The organism is Pseudoxanthomonas wuyuanensis, assembly GCF_900215535.1.
In the GTDB taxonomy this organism is placed as follows: Bacteria; Pseudomonadota; Gammaproteobacteria; order Xanthomonadales; family Xanthomonadaceae; genus Pseudoxanthomonas_A; species Pseudoxanthomonas_A wuyuanensis.
In genome coordinates this window covers 141926-163481 of sequence record NZ_OCND01000008.1, presented here as the reverse complement: position 1 = coordinate 163481, position 21556 = coordinate 141926, and the positions used below count along the sequence as shown (strand labels likewise).

The following is a 21556-nucleotide window of genomic DNA, read 5'->3' as shown; positions in this document are numbered from 1 at the left end:
CAACAACAACCCGCCTTAGGAATACAGCAATGAAACATCGGCCGATATACATAGTCGCCGCCGCGCTGGCGGTGCTATCGTTCAGTTCCGCGAGTGCGCAGGAGCAGGAGTTCGACGTTGAGGACGTTAGATACGTCGTAGATGGAGTCTCGACCATCTCGCCCTTTGAGCTTGGAGAAACGCTCGATCCATACATGGGCGGTATCACTCTGACGCATGACGACGTGATCCTTCGCGGAACCGGCCCGGAGATCCGCCTCTCAAGAAGATTCAGCGTAGGTAGGCGAGATGAAACAGCGAAGCTTCTGGGAGAAATGGGCAACTGGTACCTTTCCATCCCGAGCATGAATACATGGGTGGCTGCCACGGAAAGGCGAGCGCAAGATAACGACTACAAGAAAGAATGGGCGGTTGAGCAGATTGGACACGTCGATCGCTATGCAAGATGCTCTAGCTTCCAACAGCCACCAGGAAGCAGAGAGGAGAGCGCCAGACATTGGTGGGAAGGCGTTTCGTTAAGAGATCAGAACTTTCTGTCTGAGTTGATCCTGATGAGATCCTCGGATGGAAAATACCCAGTGCCCGCCATCAATCAGCCCAACTTCCCTACTTCGTACCCCTTGCTGACTAAAGGCGGCTGGGTAATAGGCTGTCTATCGGCTACTGCCAATGGCGTTCCTGGTGAAGGTTTTCTGGCAATCTCACCGCAAGGATTCAGATACTGGTTCAATCATATTGTCTATAAGGAGGGGTACCCGTCGTCTCCGGTTTCTTATGAGGGAAGGAGCTACCGAACTCTTCGAGATAGAGCATACGCGTATGTTACTCGAATCGAAGATCAGTTCGGAAACTTCGTTACCTACAAGTATGGGCCTTATGGACCTGTCAATATTTCGGCGAGTGATGGCAGGCAAGTAAATATCGATTGGGATCAGCAGCTTGGCGTCGTCAGCAGGATCGTTGCCAATCCGGGTCATGAGCAGAGAGTATTCCTGTATACCTACTCAGCGGGGGATGACGGTACGAACCGCGTTCTGTCGACTGTAAGACTGCCGGATGCATCAAGGTGGACGTTCACGAGTCCGCCGTGGACATATATGAAAACGAGGGCAACTTCCTCGCTAGACTGCGTCGATCTAGTCCTGTATCCAGATCGAAACGATGTAACAACCCCGTTTGTTGTCAATACGCCAAGTGGGTTGACTGCCACCTACAGCTTCAAAGTAGTGGGGCGCGGACGATCATTCGCCCAGAGGAAGCCAGGCGGACCGATCCCAGGCAGCGGATGTCTCCCAGCCAATAAGTACCACACCCCTCGTTCTTTAATTAGCAAGTCCTATCAGGGGCCCGGCGTAGACCAATCGTGGACGTACTCGTACGAGGTGAATTCAACTTTTTCAGATGACTGCGAACTTCCGGGTGCCAACTGCAGAGATTACACGCGCACAACAATTAATAATCCTAATGGAAGTCGGGACGTTCTCTATGTAAATAACAAGAACAATAGTCGCATCGAGGGTCTATTGATGAAGGCTGAACGCTATGGTGTTGGAGCAGAGTTGCTGGAAACGGAACTATATGCTTACGCCACTTCCGATTCAGATCTTGTGAGATTCAAAGTCGGAAATCTATACTACGGAATTGAAACAGATGGATATAGAGAAGAAAGCAATGTGCCGCTAGTGAGCAGACAGACGCTGATGAATGGAAATACTTATACGTGGCGCGTTGATGAGTTTGACGGGATGGCTAGACCTACTAAAGTCAGCAAGTTCAGCGGGGCAAGTCAATGAAAGGGACACTTACCTGTGAAACTGGCTTGGTCGGGCGGCGGAGTAACGGACCTAGGTTCCCTTAACTGACCGTTCATGAAGACAAGGCCGGGTCTATCTCTCCGGCGACCTCCGTCGTAGCTAGTCGATCCACAGCCCCTTCGCACAGTGCCAGTCCTCCAACGCATTGTCCGGGTACTCTTCGAAACACTGGTCATCGGGGCCTATCTCAGGCTCAACCCAGGATGCCTTGGACGAAAGCATCATGTGAACCAGCGAAGGGGCTTTGGGCAGTTCGCTGTCGATGGCCGATGCGAAGGGATGGAAGAGTTCGGGATACTCGGGGCTGTACACCCACAGCGCACTGCCGCATGCGGGGCAGAAATGCCGTTCAATCGTGCTGATGCGGCGGCCGCCGTGGCCGTCGTCGAGGGTTGCGTGATACACAGCCGATTTGCCATCCACCTTCAACGTCGCCTTGTCGGCATGCAGGTTGATGGCGTATCCGCCGCCGCCGGCGGTCTTGCGGCAGATCGAGCAATAGCACCGCATGAACGGTACCGGTGCGTGGCTGTCGGCGGAAAAGCGCACCTTTCCGCAGTGGCACGAGCCATTGAGCTTCAGGGGCATGACCAACTCCTTTCGTATGGTGAACGGGTGAAACAAGGTGGTTGATCTGCATGATGTACCTTGCCGGATTTTGAGGATGTCAAAACCATGCCGTGAGAACGGAGTCAGGCTTTAACGGGGCGTTTTAATCCCCACGCTTTGGTCTTGCGCTAAGGTAACGGTGCCGCCGGTATCGTGGGCATCGCACGCGTTGATGGCGGCCGACGCGAACGAGGAGACAAGCATGACGATGAAGACCAAGGCAACGAAAGTGAACCACGGGCTGCGCGGCATGGCGATGGGCCTGCTGCTGGCCATGGTGGCTGCGTCAGCGCTGGCGCATCACGGTTGGTCCTGGGCGGAAGAGGAGCAGTCCACCCTGGAAGGAAAGATCCTGTCGGTGTCGATGGCGCCGCCGCATCCTCAGCTGCAGGTGGAGGATGACGACGGCCGCCGCTGGCAGATTGACCTGGGCAATCCTTCGCAGACCGAGCGCTCCGGCTTTACCGCCAAGAGCGCCAGCGCCGGCGATAGGATCACCGTGCTGGGCAACCGCAATAAGGAGCCGGGCAAGCGGCACATGAAGGCGGTGCGCATCACCATCGCCGGCCGCAACTACGACATCTATCCCGAGCGGTTGGCCGCCGTGCCGTGAGCGTGGCAGCGGTTGGCCTGGCGGTGGTGGAGTGGATCGGTCACTGGCCGGGTGCGCGTTGGCTGCAGCAATCGGGTACCGCCTACCTGTTGGTCAATGCCGCGCATATTCTCGGCATGGGCCTGCTGCTGGGCGCAATCCTGCCGCTGGACACGCGCCTGGTCCTGGGGCGGTCGCAGGCCGCGTTGTCCGTGCTGGCGCCGGTGGCGATACGTACGGCCGCCGTGGGTCTGGCATTGGCCTTGCTCACCGGTGCGTGGTTGTTCTCGGTGAATCCTGCGGACTACCTGGAGAACAGGGCTTTCCGCTGGAAGTTGCTGCTGCTGGCGCTGGCGTTGGTCAACGTGGCGGTCCAGCACCGGCAATGGCGCTCGCTCGGACTACCTGACGTGGCGCGCGCATTGCCCGTGCGCGTACGCGTGCTGGCGGGGACGTCGGCGCTGCTGTGGGTTTCAACGCTGGTCGCGGGCCGCTGGATTGGTTTTATCTGACGATTCCGCTGTTTCGCGGGGCTGCTGCCTGATCGTCTAGACCGGGCTGGCGTCACCTGCCCGGCGCCTTTGGCTGGAAATCCGCGATGCTTGATGGAGCCAACCCGGCTCACGGGATCTGAAGCAGCGGCATGAGTTGCCACACAGTTGAGCAGGCCCGGCAGACGCACCATCGCTCATCGTTGTGCGTGGCCTGATGACGCGCAAAAATGGCTGAGGTGCAGTATCTTGGGACGTGGCCTTACTCCATCCGGGACATCGCCGGTGGAGCAATCTGCGCCGATTCCAGGGGATGATGATGAGGGCGAGAACAGGCATGCGGCAACGACTTGCCGGGATCGCGGCATTGACATTGGGCTTTGTCGGCTGCTGCGAGGAGAAGCAGGATGCGCGCGCCCTGGTGGACCTTGCCACCATCAAGGAAATCCGCATCGACTATCGGCACATGGGTTGGGGCTCGGTGGAAGAGCAGTTCATCATCGTTCCTGCGGCGCGAGGTGAAGGCTTTGTGCTGCATGGCCTGTATGTGGATGAGGCTAGGAGGAAAGTTGAAGTTGAAGACATTGTGTTGCCCCAAGCGCTGCAGGCGTTCTTGGAAGAAATAGCGGCTCCAGGTTGGACGCGGCCAAAGGGCATCCAGGTACTTGCGCAGCGGGTCGATCGTGCCAAGCTGCGCAGGTTCGAACCGGTCATCAGCACCTCGCAGGCGCGGTGTACCTATGGTGAACTGCAACAGCTTGCCAGGCTGCACCTCGGACGCACGCATGTCGTTGATATGGTCGATGACTACTATGGCCATGGCATCAGCTGGACGGACGACTATCCGCTCTCAACTGTGCAGATCCAACGGCAGAACGAGCCTATGTTCACAATGTCCTCCCAGTCGCAGAAGGCCATGATGCTGCCGTGGAACATCGGCATGCCCACCAATTCGGCATCGGCGCGGGGAGAAAACTGGTCGTTGCCGCTTAGCCGGTCATTGCAGGAACTGTTGCCGCCTTCATCCAGACTGTACGAACGTCTCGATGGCATTGCGTGGATGCAGCGCCAGCTAGAAATCTACGTCGAGCATGAGGCATCCGAGCAGTGCAATGCCATGCGTCCGGAAGCGGAGCAGTAGCAATCACATGCTCGTTTCGGAACACGCCAATTCAACATGAGATGCTCCCACTCATGGCGAAATTTCCTGTCGTCACCTTGAAAGTGGGCGACAATCCTGACTCTCCAATGTCCACCCGCTACCCACCCATGACCGGACTGACCCAGGAACAATTCACCCATCTGCATGACCGGGCCTATGAGGCCATGGACCAAGGCGCGCTGGGTGAGGCCTCGCAGCACTTTGCGGAGCTGTTGCAGCATCGGCCAGATGCCGCGCATTACCACTACATGCGCGGACTGGCGCACAAGTACCTGATGGACTGGCCCACGGCGCTGCGCCACAACCTGCGTGCCATTGAGTTGGGCAATGGCAAGAATGAAGCCGAGCACTGGAATGCCGCCATTGCGGCGACGGCGCTAGGCCAGTGGGAACAGGCACGGCAACTATGGAAAGCCTGTGGCGTGCGTATCGATGAGGGAAGCGGCCCCATTGACGATGATTTCGGCGTGGCCGTGGTTCGCCTCAATCCCTGGCATGGTGGTGAGACAGTATTCATGCGTCGCATCGATCCTGTGCGTGCGCGGCTGCTGAACGTTCCGCTGCCGGAAAGCGGCCATCGGTTCGGCGACATTGTGCTGCACGACGGTGCATCCACGGGCACGCGGTTCGATGGCGATAGGCAGGTGCCGGTGTTCAACGAGTTGGAGCGGCTGGTGCCTTCCGGGTTTCAAACATTCGCGGCTTTTGTTAGCTGCGATAGCCCGGCCGATCTGAAAGACTTGCTGGCCGCATCGGCGCCTGGCATCGGCTTTGCCGAGGATTGGACCGGCAGCATCACGTACTACTGCCTTCGTTGCAGCTACGGTGCTCCGCATAAGCATTCGGAGAACGCAGATAACCAGTGGCAACCCGAGCGTAACCTGGGGATCGCCGCGCAAAGCCGGTTATCGGTGGAAAAGCTGCTGGAGGACTGGGCTGCAAAGGGGGCTGGTAGAAGCATCGAAGGTATCGAAACCCGGGAACTCGCTGCCCCAGAACCCGAGGAAGGGAGCGCTTGGTGGTGTGGGCCGGAGGATGAGGAAGACGCTGAGGAAGGCGGCGCATAGGCGACCGAACCTGCTTTCGCTTCTGGACAGCCGCCGTATCCGCGGAGACCTGGGCTTCAAGCCCCTGTTTGAGCGTTTCGAGGACGGGAGCCAGGCCGATGCGCTGAGTTCGTGACTTGGCCGGAAGGGCCGTGGCCTGGGCTGGCGCCTTGCTGCAACGCGATGCAGGGTTGATGGAGCCCGCCTAGGCTATGGGAGCTGCGACGCTTTTCCCCGCCCGCGCATCATGGTGGAAGCATTCCCCTGATCGCCGAAGGAGCCATCCGTGATACGTGCCGTCCTGTGCCTTGTCGCCTTGCTGCTGGTCCCTGTCGCAGCGCTGCATGCCACCGAACCGCGCGCAGTGGTGGAGCGGGTGGCCGCCGCCATCGAGCGCGAATACTTCGATGCTGGGCGAGGGAGCGAAATCGCCGTGGCATTGCGCAAGGACGCGGCGCGCGGCGATTTCGACCGCTTCAGCAACCCGCAGGAGCTGGCGACGGCGCTGACGACCCGGCTGAAAGCGCAGGACCGCCATTTCAATGTGCGCTGGTCGGCCAACGCCGGCCAGGCGGCGCCTGCGGCGCGTGGTCCGTCGGAACGGGAGGAGTCGCGCAACAATTTCGGCATTCGCCGGGTGGAGATTCTGCCGGGCAACGTCGGCTATCTGGATCTGCGCTATTTTGCCGACTTCGATTACGGCGTCGATCCGTCACAGGCGCCGGCCCGTCAGGCGATCGATGCGGCGCTGCAGGTGCTGGGTCATGTGGACGCGTTGCTGATCGATCTGCGCGACAACGGTGGCGGGTCGCCGGCAATGGTGGGCTATCTGGCCAGCGCCTTCGTTGCCCCGGATGCCGACATCTACAACCGCTTTCGGTCCCGCGAAGGAACGACGTCCGAAGCACCGGCCCAGCCCCATCCAGCCCCACGCACGCAACTTCCGTTGTACCTGCTTGTCAGCGGCCGGACCGGGTCGGCTGCCGAGGCGTTCGCCTATACGCTGAAGAATGCGAAGCGGGCCACGCTGGTGGGCCAGGCCACGGGAGGCGCCGCCAACCCGGGGCGGCCGTTCGGCATCGGAGGCGGGTTCAGCGTCTTCGTGTCGACGGGCTCGCCGGTCAGTCCCATCAGCGGCGGCAACTGGGAGGGCACGGGCGTTGCGCCAGATGTGGAAACAGCGGCGGCCGATGCGTTGGCAAAGGCGCAGCAGCTGGCGTTGGCGTTGCTTGTGGAGCATGGCGCAGGCGAACACGCGCGCTGGTCGTTGGACGCGCTGATCGCCAGCGCGCCGCCTGTGGCCCCCGCCGCTTTGGCTGCACTGGCCGGAGATTACGGGGCGGTACGCGTCACGGCAGCGGACGGAGCGCTCATATTGCAGCAAGGACGGCGGCCGCCGCTGCGCCTGCGGCCGTTGTCGGAAGGCCTGTTCTTTGTCGATGGCGAGCCGACCCGGCGGGTGCGTTTCGAGCGCCAGCAGGATGGCCGTTCGACCGCGCTGGAACTCATGTGGGCAGATGGGCAGGTTGCCCGGCATGTGCGTGGCGAAGACGGCGGGCACTGATTCGCGCAGGGCGCAGCGTCCTTGAGCCGGCATTAGAACGATGGCTTTTTCTGCCGATCACATATTGTCTTTGGCCCGGTTCAACAGGCTGGGCTGGACAGATACCACGCAATGCTGGGTTGATGTAGCCAGCTCAGCTTGCGGGGACTTGAGAAGTCAACGCCGAGAGCAGCATGTAGATGGCCGGTTTCTGCTGCTGTTTGAGATAGTTGTCACATAACGTGTCCGTTTGACGCATTAGGTTATCAATGCCCACCAATGGGCAAAAACAAGGAAGACTTATGATTTCGCGACTGAAGATTCTTGTAGCCTCGGTTCTTTTCGTGGGTGTAGGAGCAGCCACAACGGCATTGGCGTGTTCCAGTGCGGACAGAGCATTTTGCGATCAGCAACTCGAACAATGTATTGCGAACGGTGGTACAGGGTGCTATTTGAAACACTCGCGATGCTTGCGTAGCTTTGGATGCTCTCAGCCGTGATGGGCGAAGGTATTCGCGTCCATTGAGGTCCATAGACGCCGTCGCCGAGAAACGGCGACGGCGTTTTGCCATGCGCATTTTGGACTAAGGCAACGCTGAAAAAGGCCAGAGTTTGTCATCCCGGCGGCTTGTTCATTGACGCCTTAACGGAATTTGGCTGGCTTGCTCTGAGAAGCAAATCCACCCTCCCGACCTTTACGCGACCACCTCAGCCACCTTTGGCTGCAACACCTTTATAAGCGCGGCAAGCTCCTCATCGGCCAGGCCCTGGGCGTCTGCGCGTTGCAGCCAGCCGTCGACGAGGGCGGGCATTTCGGTGTTGATTTTCAACTGCTCGGAGGTGCGGAGAATGCGCCGCACGGCGGGTATGGATATCCGCAACGGACTTTCGGTGGCGCGGAAATCGCCTGATGCGACCGCGTTGGCCTCGTACTGGAAGAAGGCGCCGAAGCTGGGTGAAATGGCGTTTACCAGTTGGCCGTAGGTGGCCACGTCGATGCCGGTGGCCTTGGCGATATTTGCGCCATGCAGGAAGCCGGCATAGGAACCATACACGTAGGAGAGCGTGGCCAGATCCATATGCGCGGCCGCATCCACCTTTTCCCCAAGGTAGATCAGATTGCCTGCAAAGTGGCGCAATAGCGGCTCCGCTTCGCCAAAGTGCTCACGCTTGCCCGAGACAAACAACGGCGTGTCGTCCCGGCCCATCTGGCTGGGTGCCGCCTGGATTGCACCGTCAAGATAGCGGCCCCCGTGCTGGTGGATGTACGACTCGAGCCGCTTCGCTTCGTCCGGACCGCCGGTACCCAGGTTGACGATCAGCCGGTTGCCGAGCGTGGAAGGAAAATCCGTCCCCGAAAGAATGGCTTCGGCGGCGGCGTAGTCGAGTACGCAGATCAGGGTGACGGGGCTTGCCGACAGCGCTGCCGCTGGTGAGGCGGCAAGCGTGGCGCCTCGGGCGATGAGGGGCTGGGCCTTGTCGGCTGTGCGGTTCCACAAGGTGACGGTTTTTCCCGCATCGATGAGCAGGGAGGCCAGCATGTATCCCATGGGGCCAAGGCCAATGACGGTTGCGTCGGACATCGTTGAAACTCCGGTTGTAGGAAGTACGGTGCAAGGTAGGTGTTACCATCGTTCTCAACAAGTACCGACTATTTTGTAAGGTACTGACATTTTGGTAAGTAAAAGGCGCACGGCCAAAGGGCGAAGATGGCGAAGAAGCACTACAACTGCGGGATAGGCCCGGCTTTCGAAGCGGTGGGCGGCAAGTGGAAAGTAGCGGTTCTGTGGGAACTGGCTGGCGGGGCTCTACGTTTCGGCGAGCTCAAGCGAAGCGTCCCGGGTGTGACCGAGAAGATGCTGATACAGCAGTTGCGCGAACTGGAGCGCGATTGCCTTGTCACCCGCACGGTATTCCAGGAAGTGCCGCCCCGCGTCGAATATGCGCTTACCGAATGGGGCGTGAGCTTGAACAAGGCGCTGGCGCCGATTGCGAACTGGGGCGAGGCGTTCGCACAGGCGACGGGCCGCTATCCACGGCAGGATGCGGCCGAGCCGGCAGCGACTGCCCGCGCAAAAGCCGGCAGCGCCACGAAGCCGAAGACGGCGCGCGGCCGCCCAGGCAGCTAGAGCGTGTTATGGCCTTTGGGACGAGATGCGTTGCGCGCCAGCGCCGTTGCACGCCTTGGCCAGGCGGCCAGCCTGACCGGCGGCGTGCGCCTTGCCTGGCACCGCGACAGCAGCCTTCGCACTCACCCCAAAGGCCATAACACGCTCTAGCGGCTGCCTGTCTTTGGCAGGCGCAGCAACGGCATCAGGCGCGCTTGCCGCTCCGACGGATTGAAGCGACGGGCCCGTATCCCCGGCGGAGGTTGGTGAAGCCCCGGGTTTTCGCTTCGTCACGGCGCTGAAAAGCGCTTCTTGTGTCCTGCTGGGACGCTGTTCGCCAGCAAGTGGCGGGTTCGATCCGTTTTCTGCGACTACATGCAAGAACCGGGGCTCGTACGCCGCTCCGCTTCGGGTCCGCTTGCGCCTGCACCTGCCACGGACTGCACGAAAACCGGCGTTCGCTCCGTTGCGCAACAAGCGACAACCATCTTGAGGTACAAGGACGATGAAGCTGCAAACAACACTGCTGTTCGGTTCGATACTGATCGCCAACGCCATGGCGCCGGCGCATGCCGCCGGACCCCGCCCGCTGTTCCAGTTCCCGGCCGAATGCGGCCAGATCTGGGATGCGTCGACCTACGACGGCCACTGGCCGGATCAGGACAGCATCGACATCACCGTGCGCGATGCCAACCTGGCCAATATCGGTGCGGGCGAGCCCGTGCTTGCTTCGGCCGCGGGCAAGGTCACATTCGCCGGCCTGGTCAACGACGAGTACCGGATCTATCTGGATCACGGCGACGGTTGGGTCACCCACTACATCCATCTGGAAACCGAGAACCCGTTGCCGATCAAGGTCGGGCGCCAGATTGCCCAGGGCGAGCAGATCGGGCGCACCGGCAAGAGCGGAGCCCAGGCGATCCACCAGCACTACTCGCAGCTGCAAGACGGCAAGGCCGTGCGGATCGCCTTTGCCGGGTCGTTGATCGATACCCATGCCGGCAATGCAAGTTCCTACGGCACCTGGGGCAAGAGCAGTGCCGAGAAGATCATCAGCCTGAACTGCGCTGGCAACACCTTCATGGGCTGGACGCAGAGCGGCGACCACTACAACCTGCTCTACAAGCCCGGCACCGGCCAGACCAAGATTGTCCGCACGAATCCGAATGGCGCCGGCGTGACGGCGACCTGGAACGGTACCTGGAGTACCGGCTGGACCAACTTCGTTCCCTACCACCTGGCGACCGGCGGCCATCCGCATGCGATCGTCTACAAATCCTCGACCGGCCAGGTGAGTTTTTTGCGCTTGAACCTGCACGGCGCGGGCGTGACCACGCTCAGCAGCGGCACCTGGTACAAGGGCTGGACGGATTTCGTGCCGCTGACCCTGGCCGGGGACAAGTACTTCATCGCCTACGACTCCGTCCACGGCTACGCCAACATCGATCGCATCCACGCCACCGGCGACGGCTCGACGGCGGTCTACAAGCGCACCTGGGAGCCGGGGCGCACGGCGATCGTTCCGTACCAGCTGGGCAATGCGCAGTACCTGCTTATGTACAAGGGCGGCACCGGCGAAGTGGAGATCGACCAGATCACCGGCAGCGGCAGCAATATCGCCGTCTCCGAAGCATGGTCGGGGGCCTGGACCAAGGGCTGGACCAACCTGGTGCCGGTCTCCCACCTGGGCCAGCGCTTCCTGCTGGGCTACAAGGCCGCCACGGGAGACGCGAAGCTGATGAGGCTCAAGGCCAATGGCCAAGGCGTGGAAACCACGGCCGACATGGGCTGGACCAAGGGCTGGACGGCGTTCTCGCCGATGCTGATCGGCGGAAAGGCCCATGTCCTCCTGTACAAGCTGGGCAATGGCGAGGCGAAGGTGGTCCGCTTCAAGGACGACGCGAGCGGCGTCGACACCGTCTGGGAAGGCACCTGGACCACGGGGTGGAAGTAGGGGAACTGACGGGGTCAGGTTCAGTGTGAACCTGACCTCTCAAGGCGGATGCCAGGAAGCATCGGGCCGTTGAGCGCCGTAGGCCGGGTTGGTGGGCTCCAACAAGCCAACGCCTTTGGCCTGGGACCGCACAATGCTGGGTTGATGAAACCAACCCGGCCTACGGCACTTATCCGGAGCCTGCCGCCGGGGCGAACAGGACGATGACGCCGACAATCGGCGCAACCAGGCCGACGATCCACAGCGTCACGCTCACCGGAGACAGGTAGCGATTGGCGCGCCAGACCGGGCGAACGTCCAGAACCGTACGCCGGGCAACCGGAAGAACAGCCAACCGGCGAGCACCAGCGCCGGTCCTCCAAAGATCAGGGCAAACAGCATAAAACCGATCCGCAAAGCCGTTTCGTCGCAGAATAGCCGCTCCCGTTTCCTGCTTGCAAAGCGCCAACCCGCATGATCCGTTCCCTCTACCTGGCCGGCCCGGACGTGTTCCGCCCCGATGCGCACGCGCGCGGGCTTGAGCTCAAGGCGCTGTGCGCGCGGTTCGGCTTCGAGGGACTGTTTCCGCTGGATCAGGACGTGCCCGGCCACATCACCGACCCTGCCGAGCAGGCGGCCTGGATCTACCGGGCCAACATCGCCCTGATCGAGCGTGCCGATGCGGTGCTGGCCAACCTGGACTTCTTCCGCGGCCCGGAGCCGGACAGCGGTACCTGTTTCGAAGTCGGCTACGCGGTGGCCAAGGGCAAGCCGGTGTTCGGCTACATCCCCGAGCACGGCAGCTTTGCCCAGCGCATCCGCCAGCGGCATCCGCAGGCCATCGGTCCCGACGGCGTGCTCGACACGCACGGCTGGAGCATCGAGGAGTTCGGCTTGCCGTTGAACCTGATGCTGTCGGTGCCGGCGCCGCTGGTGGTTGGCGATGCGCGCGCGGCGCTGGCGCAGTTGCTGCGGTACGAGGAAGGCAGGGTGCCGGACCCGTCATGCTGCGGCGCCCGCATGGCCTGAGCCGGCAGGGTCGGAGGCGCGCCCCGGTGCGGCCCCTTCGCACCCCCGGTGCGACCTGGTTGTCGATTCCGCGTCTGTCCGTTCGTCGAAGAGGTGTCGCCACCATTACCGGAGCAAGCATGAACACCACCGCACAGGTCAAAGGCCCGGCTTCCTACTTCCCTTCCATCGAGAAAACCTACGGCAAACCGGTTGCGCACTGGTTCGCGCTGCTTGACGGCGTTGGCGGACTCAAGCACGGCGAGCAGGTGGCCTTTCTCAAGACCCAGCACGGGCTTGGACATGGCCACGCCAACGCGCTGGTGGCCTACCGCCGCGCGCAGGCGGGCAGCGCATCATGAAACTTCTCTTCAGCCGCAATCCCAATCCGCGCCTGGCCGTGGCGGCCGCGCGATACCTGCAGGCGCCGGTCGCCTTCGAGTTCGCCGCGCCGCTGGCGCCGGGCCAGGCCGAGCGCTACCGCCCGCTGAATCCCTGCCTGCGCCTGCCGATCCTGGTCGTGCCCGAAGGCAGCCTGTGGGAGGCCGATGCCATCGCCTGCCGGCTTTCGCGCGAGACGGGTTCGCCGTTCTGGCGCACCGGCGCCGCAGAGCCGGCGATGATCCAGTGGCTGAGCTGGGGCAAGGAGAACTTCGTGCGTGCCTGCGACATCGTGCAGTTCGAATACGTCACCAAGCAGCGCTACACCCTTGGCCCCGTCGACCCACGCAAGGTGGACGACGGGCTGGCGCAGTTCGCTGCATCGGCCGCCCTGCTCGACGCGCAGCTGGCCACGCGCGAGTGGCTGCTCGACGACGGCCTGTCCTATGCCGATTTCCGCATGGCCTCGTTCCTGCCGCACCACGAGCTCGCCGGTCTGCCGTTGCGCGACTATCCGGCCATCGCGCGCTGGTACGGTCAGTTGGAGGCGCTGGAGGCGTGGCGCGATCCCTTCCAGGGGCTGGAAGCGCCGGAACTGCCGCCGGTGCCGCAGGCCGGACAGGCTTCGCCCATCCAGCTTCGGTGATGTCATGTTCGAGAAGCCGGTTGGCGAGGCCAACCCGGTCCGCGTCTTTTCCGGCGGGAGCGGTCGAACTGCCGCTCGGCTGTTGAAAACCCGCCGCGACCAGCTCCGGTGAGTGCGTCGCGGCCGAAGCCGCCCTGCATCATCTACCGCCGTTGCGCCGGTTCGACATTACGGGAGACGTATCTGTCCCAATAGCCCGAAAGCTGCGTCCGTTTGCGGCCGGCGAACTGGCCGGCCAGCTCTGCCCTGATCTTCTCCGCCTCGTCGATGTTCCCTTCGCCGTAGAGCTCTCGCGCCGCTTCCAGCAGTGCGCGCTGGCGGACGCTGAGGTTGCCGAAGGGATCGAAGTAGGAGTCGATGCGCGTCGCGTCCTTTACCCCGTTCCAGGTAAATGATTCCGTGCCGGCCCGTTGCGCCGCCTGCCGGTAGCGCTCGATGGCTTCCCGGCGGGTAATGCGGCCGTCAAGCAGATCAAGGCGGGTTGCCAGCAGCGCGATTTCGGCGGTGTTTTGCCGGCCGAGGAGCGGCTGCAGCGCGTCGTGGACGAATTCGAGATCGACATTGCCGGTGTCGGCCTGGACACCCAGCAGGTTGAAGCTGGCTATCGCAAGGCGATATTGCGTACGGTCGTGCTTCGAGACCTCGCCGGCGTCCGGTTTGCCCAGGCTCGATGGCTGCACCAGGACGATGCGCTGGTCGCCAGCCAGGATGGACTCGATGTCCTGTTTGTGGAACTCGCCAACCACCACCACCAACGTGCCGCCAGCATGGGCTCTGGCCGCGGCGGCCACTCGCTGGGCCTGCAGGTAGGTGCGATACAGATAGAGACGGCGCGGCAGATCGTCCTGCGCGCGTTTGGCCGGCGTGGAGGCCCACTGTGTGATCCGTTCCAGGTTCCCGGGATCGTCGGCATGAAACAGGTCCCGCTTCAACTGCGCAGGTTGGGGGAATGAAAGGAACTGCTGGAAACCCTGCGCCGGGCGCAACTCGGGAACCGCCTCAAGATCCATCCCGAATCCCAGCTTCGCGTCCTCGCTGGGGGGCGTCCAGTCCATTGCGCACAGGTCGATTCCCTGTTGCCGGGCATAGGGGACCACAACGTCCTGCACCTCGTAGGTGAATTCGTAGTAGTCGTTTCTGGCGAATGCCTCCGGGGAGCGCTCGATGCAGATCGCGTCCGGCTTGGCGCGGGCAAGGAAGGCCGTGAGCATGGCTGGGCTGTCCTGGCGGGAAACCAGCTGCGCAGCGTGGTCGACCCCCAGAACGATGACGGTGGTCTTCGCGTCGGCCGCCGGGTTGGCCGCAGCAGCGGAGGCGCTGGCCAGCAACGTCAGGGCAACAAGCAGCTTTTTCATCGTTTCCACGGCAATCCGGTGTCCGCGCGATCCTGCGGCAGAACCTTCTCCGGCTCCTGTGCCATTGGTTGTACCCGGCAGTCCAGGTATCGGCCGATCCCGGCCAACGGCGCAGGCCCGCCCAGGTATCGGGGCCGCCAGCGCGTGGCGCCCGGCCGGTGGCAGTTGCGGCCATGGAAATGCGTATGCCGATTAGCCGCATCGACTGTGGCTTTCCTTCCAACGAACAGGACTTCCCATGAACAAGCGTCTTTCCGTCTTTGCCGTTGCCTGCCTGCTGAGCGCCAACGCGGCGGCGGCCAATGGAGATTGGACCGGCTGGTACATCGGCGGCCACGCCGGCTATGGCAACGGCGACTCCGAAGCGCGGATCGATCTCGGTGGCCAGTGGAGCATCGAATCGCAACAGCTCCGCGATCACGTGGCTTCTTCCTGGTCCACCGATCTGGACCCCAGCGGCAGCGCGTATGGCGTGCAGCTCGGCTACCAGTACCAGTTCCAGAACAATCTGGTATTGGGCATGGAACTGGACTATAGCCAGCTGGGCATGGACGACGCCCGCCGGACCGGCCTGACGCCGGTGCCATCCATCCCCTCGCTGAGCTACGATTTCGGCAACAGCATCGAACTGGACAACAAGCTCGCCTTGCGCGCGAAGCTCGGCTACGTCATCAACCGGCATCTGCTGTTCGCCACCGCCGGCTGGACGCGGGTCGATGCCGAAGCCTCCGCAGGCGTGGTCAGCAATGGCGGCTACAACAAGTTGGGCGGCAGATCCGACCGCGTGGATGGTGTCGAGTGGGGCCTGGGCTATGAGTTCGATTTCGGCAACCGCTGGTCGCTGCGGGCCGAGTACCTGCGCACCGATGCCGACGATCTGCGCTACGACACGGTCTATCAGCCTGGCAGCAGCTTCGTCTCGCCGGCGTATACCGAATCGGTTCGCCAGGACGTGGACTTCAGCATCTTCCGGCTTGGCGTGAACTACCGGTTCTGACCGCGGCCGGCCAGTTGAATCGTGCGCAAGGCGGACGTGGGCCTGCCTTGCGCTCGGCGAAACACGGATCAGGTTCATCTGCCGGTCGCGGCTGGCTGCTCCATCAATCCGGCAATTCCGGTTCGGAATCACGCGATGCCGGGTTGATGGCGCCAACCCAACCGACAACGTCTGGCCTGGGTCTGGGCGACCGTGTCGGGGAACGGATTCTGCCTGCGTTGAGCGTCCCACGTGGCCAGACGCCTCCGGGGAGGCCCGCCTATTCCGCCCGCTGCGTCGTCGCCAATCGCAGGAAGGCCTCGTGCTGGTAGCGGCTCATGCGCAACTGCTGTCCGGTATCCATGGTGACGACGTGGTAGCCGTTGAACCAGGGGTGGATGGCGCTGACACGGCGTACGTTGATGATGGCCGAGCGGTGCACGCGGACAAAGTGGCGCGGGTCCAGGCGCTCGGCCAGCGCGGTCATGGTTTCCCGCAGTTCGCAGGTGCGATCGGCCAGGTGCAGGCGCACCGTGTTGCGGTTGGCGCGGATCCAGACGATGTCGTCCACGTCCACGAATACCACTTTTTCGTCTTCGCGCACCGGGATTCGATCCAGGTAGTCGTGGCGCTGACGCAAGGATTCCAGTACCTGCATGATGCGTGCGGTGGCGTCCGTACCGCGGCCCAGCGCCAACCGCTGTTTGGCGCGCCGAAGCGTCTCGGCGAAACGGTCGCGACCGAACGGTTTGACCAGGTAGTCCACCGCATTGGCCTCGAATGCGCGTACCGCGAATTGCTCGTAGGCGGTGACGAATACCGTTGCCGGCATCCGCGCCGCGCCGATCGTCGCCACCACGTCCAGGCCGGTGATCGCCGGCATCTGGATGTCCAGGAACACCAGATCCGGCGACACGCTGCGGATCGCCTCGACCGCGGACACGCCATCGCCGCATTCGCCGACAAGTTCGATGTCGGGGTCATTGCGCAACAGGCGGACCACCGCATGCCGTGCGATCGGCTCGTCGTCCACAATCAGCGTGGTGATGGTCATACCCGCACATGCTCCGGCGCTTCGTCGGCTTCCTCTATAGCTCGGAACGGCAGCCGCAGGCGGCAGGCCACGCCGCGCGGCACCATCAGGTCCAGCCGCAGTTCTGCAGCATCGCCGTGCAGTTCGCGTAGCCGCAGCCGCGTGTTGGACAGGCCGATGCCATGTCCACCGGCATGTCCACTATCATCCAGCGTACTATTGTGATTGCGTACCTCGATGCGCAGCGTGTCGCCATCACGGCGGCAGTCCACCTCGATGCAGTCCGTGCCCACGTGCTGGCCGATTCCATGGCGGATCGCGTTCTCCACGATCGGCTGCAGCACCAGGCTGGGGACGGCGGCCTCCAGCGCGTCCGGCGCCGCGTAGATGCGCGTGGTCAGCTGGCCCTTGAAGCGCGTGCGCTGGATTCCCAGGTACAGTTCCAGCAGCTCCAGTTCGCGGCGCAGGCTGATCTCCTGGCCGTCGTAGTCCTCCAGGAACGCACGCAGCAGTTCGCTCAGACGCAGCAGCATGTCCTCGGCCGACAGCGCGTCCTCGTCCAGCAGGGTGACGATGGCGTGCAACGTATTGAACAGGAAGTGCGGCTGCAACTGCGTCTTCAGCACCTGCAGGCGCGACTGCGCCAGTTCGGCGCTCAGCCGGCTGGCCTCGATTTCGCGTCGCGATTTCTCGGCCTGGAAATGCAGCAGATGCTGGATGGCCAGCAGCGACCAGTACGCCAGCAGGCCGGTGGCCACGTGCTTGCTGATGAACTGTCCGAGCTGCTGGCCGAAGCCGCCGGGCTCGAATACTGACGAAACCGCCGCGCCAATCAACATGGCCAGCAACGTCACGCCCAGGCTATAGCCTATGTGGCGAAACAGCCGCGACAGGCGCAGCGGGAAGGGGATGGGGTAGCGCTCGCCCAGCCGGAACACCAGCGGTGCCAGCGCCGCCCAGGTCAGCCATTGGATCGCCGACCAGCGCAGGTAAGCGCTGGGCGGCCACAGATGCCCATTCACCGCGTCGTTGGTGCAGCTCTGCATGGCGAACACGACCACGACGACCGACCACAGCCCCAGGTAGCGGGACAGGCGGACTTCCAGGCGACCCAGACGGACGTTCATGAGCGGATTCCAGTGTTGTGCCGGCATCGTAGGTCCGGGATGCCGCCGTGAAAAGCGCCACGAGGCGGCGGCTACGATTCGCCACGGCGGGGCGACGATTCGTCCCGGAACGCTTGTCGCGTGCGCGGCCCCGGGCGCGTGATGCGGCATCCGGTCCCCGCGTCCGCGGTTGGCCGATGGATGCCTCAATCACGGAGACCCCGCCATGCGTTACTCGCTTGCTTGCGCACTCGCTTTTGCCGTCTTCTTCGTTGTCTCGCCGCCCGCCGGTGCCGGCGAGCGCATGCGCTACCTGGAAATCATCAATCGCGCTCACGACCGGGTGACATCGGTCTGGTTGGCTCCTGCCGGCAGCCACGCCTACCGCGAGCTGCTGCTGGGCGAACAGGTTCACGGTGGCGGCGGCGCCGCCATCGTGCAGATCGTCTCCGACCACTGCCTGCACGACGTACTGGTGGAATTCAACGGTGGCCGTCGCGCGCTGTACCCGGAAGTGGACATCTGCCGCCATCGCGGCCTGCGCCTTCGACCATTGCCCGCCACCGGGCGTCCGCGTCCGGCCATGGAAGCCAAGCGCGACCACATGCCGATCGCCAGCGGTGAGCAGCCAACATAATCCGAAAAACCGCTGTTGCGCGGACAGGTGCGAAGTCCGGTCCGGCTGGGCTGGCTCCGTTACCCCGGCAAGCTGGAGGCTTGTTGCGAACCTGGGTTGAGGAAACCAACCCAGCCTGCGTGCCGCATGCGGCAATACGGTCCACCGGTTCAGCTGGCATCATTGCTGCATGCCGCTGACCCTCGATCACCTGCGCCGTTACGCCATTGCCCGCTCGCTGTTCAAGCCGACCACGCTGATGCGGGCCATCGGGAAACTGGGGTTTGTCCAGGCCGATCCGATCCGTGCGCCGGCGCGGGCGCAGGATCTGACCCTGCGCCATCGCGTCAGCGGCTACCGCGCCGGCGATCTGGAACGGCGTTATCCGCGGCTGCCGCTGGAAGAGGATTTCTTCGTCAACTACGGCTTTCTGCCGCGCGCCCACCACGCGCTGATGCACCCGCGCAGCGCGCGCCAGGCGTGGACGCCGGCGCGCTGGAAGCAGGCCCGGGCGGTGCGCGAGTTCATTGCCGAACGCGGCGCGGTGCATCCGCGCGAGGTCGATGCCCGCTTCGCCCATGGCAAGACCACCAACTGGTTCGGCGGTTCGTCCAATGCCAGCACCCAGCTGCTCGACGGCATGCACTACCGCGGCCTGCTGCGGGTGGCGCGGCGCGACGGCGGCACCCGCGTCTATGCCGTACGCGAAGATGCCGCGCCGGTGGACAAGGCTGCCATCGATGCGCGCCTGGATGCATTGATCGATCTGATCGTACGCAAATACGCGCCGCTGCCCGATGCCAGCCTGGGCCAACTGGTGAGCTACCTGGGCAGAGGCGTGCCGCAATGGGACGCCGCACGCAGACCGGCGCTGGGCCGTGCGCGGCAACGCCTGCAGCGCGCGCGGGTGGATGGCGTGGACTGGCTGTGGCCTGCGGACGAGCGCGCGGACAGCCGGCGCTGGCAACCCGACGGGCAGGTGCGCCTGCTGACGCCGTTCGATCCGGTGGTCTGGGACCGCCGCCGCTTCGAGCTGTTCTGGGGTTGGGCCTACCGCTTCGAGGCCTACACGCCCGCACCCAAGCGCAAGCTGGGTTATTACGCGTTGCCGCTGCTGTGGCGCGATCGCGTGCTGGGCTGGGGCAATCTGTCGGTGGCCGCCGGCATGCTGCGTGCGCAGTTGCACTATGTCGACGGCCGCGCGCCGCGCGAACCGGAATTCGCGTCAGCGCTGGAGGCGGAACTGGCGCGGATGCGGGCATTTTTGGGGCTGGGGGAATAGTTCACGGGCATTATCGGACCGTCATCCCGGCGCAAGCCGGGACCCAGCGACGTTGCGCCATCTTGGGTCCGAGGCACTAGGTTCCGGCCCGCGCCGCGATGACGGGATTCTGGTTCAGAGAGAATGCTTGATACAGAAAGCGCCGCTGACGCTATGCCAGGCGCGGCTTGATGCTCGATGGCAGCACGGTGAAATCGTCCGTTTTCTCCAGCGAGTTCATGGCTGCCAGCAGCGCCGGCGGCGGCACCATGAGCTTGCGCTCGACCAGGTTGAGCCACCCGCCCGCGCTGGTGACTCGTGCGCTGAGTTTGCCGTCTGCGCGGAAAATCTCGTGCCGAAGCAGGAAACGGCTGCCGTCCACCGCGTGGCCCGCAAGCGCATAGGTCACGGTGATTTGCTGCTGCAGCCCGACTTCGTTGAAGTACTCGACCTCATCCTTCCTGACCACCGGGCCTATTCGAAGCCGCAGGAACTCTTCCATCGGGAAGCCGTGCTCGATCAGGAACATCTGCCGCACGTCGGCGGCCTTGTCCAGGTAGGCCGTGTTCTTCATGTGGGAATTGAAATCCATATCGGCCCAACCTGCATACAGCGTCTTCGCATACATCCGGCTGCTCCGATGCGGGAACCTGGAGAAAACAACGGTGGTGGCGGAGCCAGGCGGTCACAACGGCGGTATCAAGCCTCCGCACCTGCGCATTGCATGACGTGCCGCACCGCCGCGCAGGATATCCGTCGTGCCGCTTGACCTCAACCGGGCTTGATGTTCCACAGTTGCCGCCTGTCCATTCAAGGGCCAAGACATGACCGACTCCCTCACCGAAACCCGCCTGTACCTGCAACGGCTGGGTTACGACCAGGCGCCGCCGCCCACGCTGGCGACGTTGCGGGAACTGCAGCAACGGCATACCGCTACCTTTCCGTTCGAGACGATCTCCACGTTGCTGCGGTTGCCGGTGCCGGTGGATCTGCCGGCGGTGCAGCGCAAGCTGCTGCATGAAGGGCGCGGCGGCTACTGCTACGAGCTCAACCGCGCGTTCCTGGCGCTGCTGCAACAACTCCGCTTCGATGCGCGCGGGCTGACCGGGCGCGTGGTGATGGGCGGGCCGGAGGACGCAATGACCGCACGCACCCATCTGCTGGTGCTGGCAACGATCGAAGATGTGCGCTACATCGCCGACGTCGGCTTTGGCGGCATGGTGCCGACCGCGCCGTTGCGGTTGGATACCGAAGAAGAACAGGCCACCCCGCACGAACCCTACCGCGTCACCCGTCGCCAGGACCAATACACCTTGCGTGCGCAAGTTGCCGGTGAATGGCGGGCCCTGTACGTGTTCGACCTGCAACCGCAGGCCGAGATCGACTACATCGTCGGCAACTGGTACGTCTGCACGCACCCGGAGTCGCCATTCCTGGGCCAGCTGCGCGCCGCGCGCACCGGGCCCGGCTGGCGCAAGGCGCTCAGCAACGGCAGCTTCGCCATTCATCGCCATGGCCAAGCCAGCCAGCGGCATGCGTTGCCTGACGCCGCCGCCGTGATCGCCGTGCTGCAGGACCAGTTCGGCATCCAAGTGCCTGAACATCCGGATCTGCGGGCCGCCATCGACCTGCGGCTGCAGGCCGATGCGCTGGCTGCAGCCTGAACCAGGCACCTGCCGCCGCGCGCTGCGTGGCCGGCGGCCGCAAAAGCATCCGTTCTTTTGAATGAAGGCGCCGGGTGCGGATGGCAGGCGGCCCTACAGGGGGGAGCCGCCCCCGCATCCGGCGGGAAGGGGAAACAAGCCCCCGGGCCCTGCGCGGGTTGGTCATGCAGCGCATTGTCGGCGCAGGTTGCCGGGGAACCCGGCTGCAGGCA

22 protein-coding genes are annotated in these 21556 nt (G+C 63.3%); 15 read left to right on the top strand and 7 right to left on the bottom strand.

The window, feature by feature from the left end; translation table 11 throughout:
* Positions 1 to 29: 29 nt before the first annotated feature.
* Positions 30 to 1793 (top strand): hypothetical protein, encoded by a 1764-nt coding sequence (locus CRO39_RS20590; RefSeq protein WP_141400828.1) that lies wholly within the window; start codon positions 30 to 32, stop codon positions 1791 to 1793.
* A gap of 120 nt (positions 1794 to 1913) precedes the next feature.
* Here the strand turns inward: CRO39_RS20590 and CRO39_RS15910 are convergent, their stop codons facing one another.
* Positions 1914 to 2402, bottom strand: a complete 489-nt coding sequence (locus CRO39_RS15910) for a GFA family protein (RefSeq protein WP_097122932.1) — start codon at positions 2400 to 2402, stop codon at positions 1914 to 1916.
* A 223-nt stretch (positions 2403 to 2625) separates the two neighbouring features.
* Between CRO39_RS15910 and CRO39_RS15905 the strand changes: the two genes are divergently transcribed.
* The 5 genes from CRO39_RS15905 (at position 2626) to CRO39_RS15885 (ending at position 7278) form a co-directional block, all read left to right on the top strand.
* Entirely contained in the window at positions 2626 to 3036 is a 411-nt protein-coding gene (locus CRO39_RS15905; protein ID WP_097123012.1) for a DUF6152 family protein, read from the top strand.
* The gene (locus tag CRO39_RS15900) at positions 3033 to 3527 is read left to right on the top strand and encodes a hypothetical protein (RefSeq protein ID WP_202926274.1); all 495 of its coding nucleotides are present in this window, start codon (positions 3033 to 3035) and stop codon (positions 3525 to 3527) included. The genes CRO39_RS15905 and CRO39_RS15900 overlap by 4 nt, the downstream gene beginning before the upstream one ends.
* 316 nt (positions 3528 to 3843) lie before the next feature.
* Positions 3844 to 4647 carry a hypothetical protein gene (locus tag CRO39_RS15895; RefSeq protein WP_141400827.1) on the top strand — a complete coding sequence of 268 codons (804 nt, stop codon included), beginning with the start codon at positions 3844 to 3846 and terminating at the stop codon, positions 4645 to 4647.
* A gap of 53 nt (positions 4648 to 4700) precedes the next feature.
* Positions 4701 to 5735: a tetratricopeptide repeat protein gene (locus tag CRO39_RS15890; RefSeq protein WP_202926275.1), complete on the top strand. Its 1035-nt coding sequence runs from the start codon at positions 4701 to 4703 to the stop codon at positions 5733 to 5735.
* A 265-nt stretch (positions 5736 to 6000) separates the two neighbouring features.
* Positions 6001 to 7278 (top strand): S41 family peptidase, encoded by a 1278-nt coding sequence (locus tag CRO39_RS15885; RefSeq protein WP_097122929.1) that lies wholly within the window; start codon positions 6001 to 6003, stop codon positions 7276 to 7278.
* 674 nt (positions 7279 to 7952) lie between these two features.
* Here CRO39_RS15885 and CRO39_RS15880 read toward each other — a convergent pair.
* A complete protein-coding gene (locus tag CRO39_RS15880; protein WP_097122928.1) occupies positions 7953 to 8840 on the bottom strand; it encodes an NAD(P)-dependent oxidoreductase in 888 nt (295 codons plus the stop codon).
* 126 nt (positions 8841 to 8966) lie between these two features.
* Here CRO39_RS15880 and CRO39_RS15875 point away from each other — a divergent pair, with 126 nt between their 5' ends.
* Positions 8967 to 9386 (top strand): winged helix-turn-helix transcriptional regulator, encoded by a 420-nt coding sequence (locus tag CRO39_RS15875; RefSeq protein ID WP_097122927.1) that lies wholly within the window; start codon positions 8967 to 8969, stop codon positions 9384 to 9386.
* Between the two features lie 484 nt (positions 9387 to 9870).
* Positions 9871 to 11319 (top strand): M23 family metallopeptidase, encoded by a 1449-nt coding sequence (locus CRO39_RS15870; protein WP_097122926.1) that lies wholly within the window; start codon positions 9871 to 9873, stop codon positions 11317 to 11319.
* Between the two features lie 169 nt (positions 11320 to 11488).
* On the opposite strand, the gene CRO39_RS20995 is transcribed toward CRO39_RS15870, so the two are convergent.
* On the bottom strand, positions 11489 to 11653 hold the full coding sequence (locus CRO39_RS20995) for a hypothetical protein (RefSeq protein WP_162125729.1): 165 nt from the start codon (positions 11651 to 11653) through the stop codon (positions 11489 to 11491).
* 119 nt (positions 11654 to 11772) lie between these two features.
* On the opposite strand from CRO39_RS20995, the gene CRO39_RS15865 reads away from it, so the two are divergent.
* From CRO39_RS15865 to CRO39_RS15855, 3 genes are all read left to right on the top strand, one after another.
* The gene (locus CRO39_RS15865) at positions 11773 to 12327 is read left to right on the top strand and encodes a nucleoside 2-deoxyribosyltransferase (protein ID WP_097122925.1); all 555 of its coding nucleotides are present in this window, start codon (positions 11773 to 11775) and stop codon (positions 12325 to 12327) included.
* A 119-nt stretch (positions 12328 to 12446) separates the two neighbouring features.
* On the top strand, positions 12447 to 12668 hold the full coding sequence (locus CRO39_RS15860) for a DUF4287 domain-containing protein (RefSeq protein WP_097122924.1): 222 nt from the start codon (positions 12447 to 12449) through the stop codon (positions 12666 to 12668).
* Positions 12665 to 13333 carry a glutathione S-transferase family protein gene (locus tag CRO39_RS15855; RefSeq protein WP_097122923.1) on the top strand — a complete coding sequence of 223 codons (669 nt, stop codon included), beginning with the start codon at positions 12665 to 12667 and terminating at the stop codon, positions 13331 to 13333. Before CRO39_RS15860 ends, CRO39_RS15855 begins: the two co-directional genes overlap by 4 nt.
* Positions 13334 to 13476: 143 nt before the next feature.
* On the opposite strand, the gene CRO39_RS15850 is transcribed toward CRO39_RS15855, so the two are convergent.
* Positions 13477 to 14688: a hypothetical protein gene (locus CRO39_RS15850; protein WP_097122922.1), complete on the bottom strand. Its 1212-nt coding sequence runs from the start codon at positions 14686 to 14688 to the stop codon at positions 13477 to 13479.
* Positions 14689 to 14926: 238 nt separating this feature from the next.
* Here CRO39_RS15850 and CRO39_RS15845 point away from each other — a divergent pair, with 238 nt between their 5' ends.
* Positions 14927 to 15685 carry an outer membrane protein gene (locus tag CRO39_RS15845; RefSeq protein WP_097122921.1) on the top strand — a complete coding sequence of 253 codons (759 nt, stop codon included), beginning with the start codon at positions 14927 to 14929 and terminating at the stop codon, positions 15683 to 15685.
* A 259-nt stretch (positions 15686 to 15944) separates the two neighbouring features.
* Here CRO39_RS15845 and CRO39_RS15840 read toward each other — a convergent pair whose 3' ends face one another.
* Positions 15945 to 16718 carry a LytR/AlgR family response regulator transcription factor gene (locus CRO39_RS15840; protein WP_097122920.1) on the bottom strand — a complete coding sequence of 258 codons (774 nt, stop codon included), beginning with the start codon at positions 16716 to 16718 and terminating at the stop codon, positions 15945 to 15947.
* Positions 16715 to 17824, bottom strand: a complete 1110-nt coding sequence (locus tag CRO39_RS15835) for a sensor histidine kinase (protein ID WP_097122919.1) — start codon at positions 17822 to 17824, stop codon at positions 16715 to 16717. The genes CRO39_RS15840 and CRO39_RS15835 overlap by 4 nt, the downstream gene beginning before the upstream one ends.
* Before the next feature lie 205 nt (positions 17825 to 18029).
* Between CRO39_RS15835 and CRO39_RS15830 the strand changes: the two genes are divergently transcribed.
* Together CRO39_RS15830 and CRO39_RS15825 are read left to right on the top strand one after the other, a co-directional pair.
* Positions 18030 to 18440, top strand: a complete 411-nt coding sequence (locus tag CRO39_RS15830; protein WP_097122918.1) for a hypothetical protein — start codon at positions 18030 to 18032, stop codon at positions 18438 to 18440.
* Between the two features lie 169 nt (positions 18441 to 18609).
* Complete coding sequence (locus CRO39_RS15825) at positions 18610 to 19701, top strand: DNA glycosylase AlkZ-like family protein (RefSeq protein WP_097122917.1); 1092 nt, start codon at positions 18610 to 18612, stop codon at positions 19699 to 19701.
* Between the two features lie 151 nt (positions 19702 to 19852).
* On the opposite strand, the gene CRO39_RS15820 is transcribed toward CRO39_RS15825, so the two are convergent.
* Entirely contained in the window at positions 19853 to 20272 is a 420-nt protein-coding gene (locus tag CRO39_RS15820; protein ID WP_280523257.1) for a thioesterase family protein, read from the bottom strand.
* Positions 20273 to 20504: 232 nt separating this feature from the next.
* On the opposite strand from CRO39_RS15820, the gene CRO39_RS15815 reads away from it, so the two are divergent.
* Complete coding sequence (locus tag CRO39_RS15815; RefSeq protein ID WP_097122915.1) at positions 20505 to 21344, top strand: arylamine N-acetyltransferase family protein; 840 nt, start codon at positions 20505 to 20507, stop codon at positions 21342 to 21344.
* Positions 21345 to 21556 lie beyond the last annotated feature (212 nt).

What these genes read in the sequence shown, in the direction of transcription:
- CRO39_RS15875 (WP_097122927.1), top strand. Translation starts at nt 8,967, where the DNA reads ATGGCGAAGAAGCACTACAACTGCGGGATAGGCCCGGCTTTCGAAGCG.
- CRO39_RS15880 (WP_097122928.1), bottom strand. Translation starts at nt 8,840, where the DNA reads ATGTCCGACGCAACCGTCATTGGCCTTGGCCCCATGGGATACATGCTG.
- CRO39_RS15820 (WP_280523257.1), bottom strand. Translation starts at nt 20,272, where the DNA reads ATGGATTTCAATTCCCACATGAAGAACACGGCCTACCTGGACAAGGCC.
- CRO39_RS15815 (WP_097122915.1), top strand. Translation starts at nt 20,505, where the DNA reads ATGACCGACTCCCTCACCGAAACCCGCCTGTACCTGCAACGGCTGGGT.
- CRO39_RS15905 (WP_097123012.1), top strand. Translation starts at nt 2,626, where the DNA reads ATGACGATGAAGACCAAGGCAACGAAAGTGAACCACGGGCTGCGCGGC.
- CRO39_RS15850 (WP_097122922.1), bottom strand. Translation starts at nt 14,688, where the DNA reads ATGAAAAAGCTGCTTGTTGCCCTGACGTTGCTGGCCAGCGCCTCCGCT.
- CRO39_RS15835 (WP_097122919.1), bottom strand. Translation starts at nt 17,824, where the DNA reads ATGAACGTCCGTCTGGGTCGCCTGGAAGTCCGCCTGTCCCGCTACCTG.
- CRO39_RS15830 (WP_097122918.1), top strand. Translation starts at nt 18,030, where the DNA reads ATGCGTTACTCGCTTGCTTGCGCACTCGCTTTTGCCGTCTTCTTCGTT.
- CRO39_RS15895 (WP_141400827.1), top strand. Translation starts at nt 3,844, where the DNA reads ATGCGGCAACGACTTGCCGGGATCGCGGCATTGACATTGGGCTTTGTC.
- CRO39_RS15855 (WP_097122923.1), top strand. Translation starts at nt 12,665, where the DNA reads ATGAAACTTCTCTTCAGCCGCAATCCCAATCCGCGCCTGGCCGTGGCG.
- CRO39_RS15865 (WP_097122925.1), top strand. Translation starts at nt 11,773, where the DNA reads ATGATCCGTTCCCTCTACCTGGCCGGCCCGGACGTGTTCCGCCCCGAT.
- CRO39_RS15860 (WP_097122924.1), top strand. Translation starts at nt 12,447, where the DNA reads ATGAACACCACCGCACAGGTCAAAGGCCCGGCTTCCTACTTCCCTTCC.
- CRO39_RS15840 (WP_097122920.1), bottom strand. Translation starts at nt 16,718, where the DNA reads ATGACCATCACCACGCTGATTGTGGACGACGAGCCGATCGCACGGCAT.
- CRO39_RS15870 (WP_097122926.1), top strand. Translation starts at nt 9,871, where the DNA reads ATGAAGCTGCAAACAACACTGCTGTTCGGTTCGATACTGATCGCCAAC.
- CRO39_RS15845 (WP_097122921.1), top strand. Translation starts at nt 14,927, where the DNA reads ATGAACAAGCGTCTTTCCGTCTTTGCCGTTGCCTGCCTGCTGAGCGCC.
- CRO39_RS20590 (WP_141400828.1), top strand. Translation starts at nt 30, where the DNA reads ATGAAACATCGGCCGATATACATAGTCGCCGCCGCGCTGGCGGTGCTA.
- CRO39_RS15910 (WP_097122932.1), bottom strand. Translation starts at nt 2,402, where the DNA reads ATGCCCCTGAAGCTCAATGGCTCGTGCCACTGCGGAAAGGTGCGCTTT.
- CRO39_RS15825 (WP_097122917.1), top strand. Translation starts at nt 18,610, where the DNA reads ATGCCGCTGACCCTCGATCACCTGCGCCGTTACGCCATTGCCCGCTCG.
- CRO39_RS15890 (WP_202926275.1), top strand. Translation starts at nt 4,701, where the DNA reads ATGGCGAAATTTCCTGTCGTCACCTTGAAAGTGGGCGACAATCCTGAC.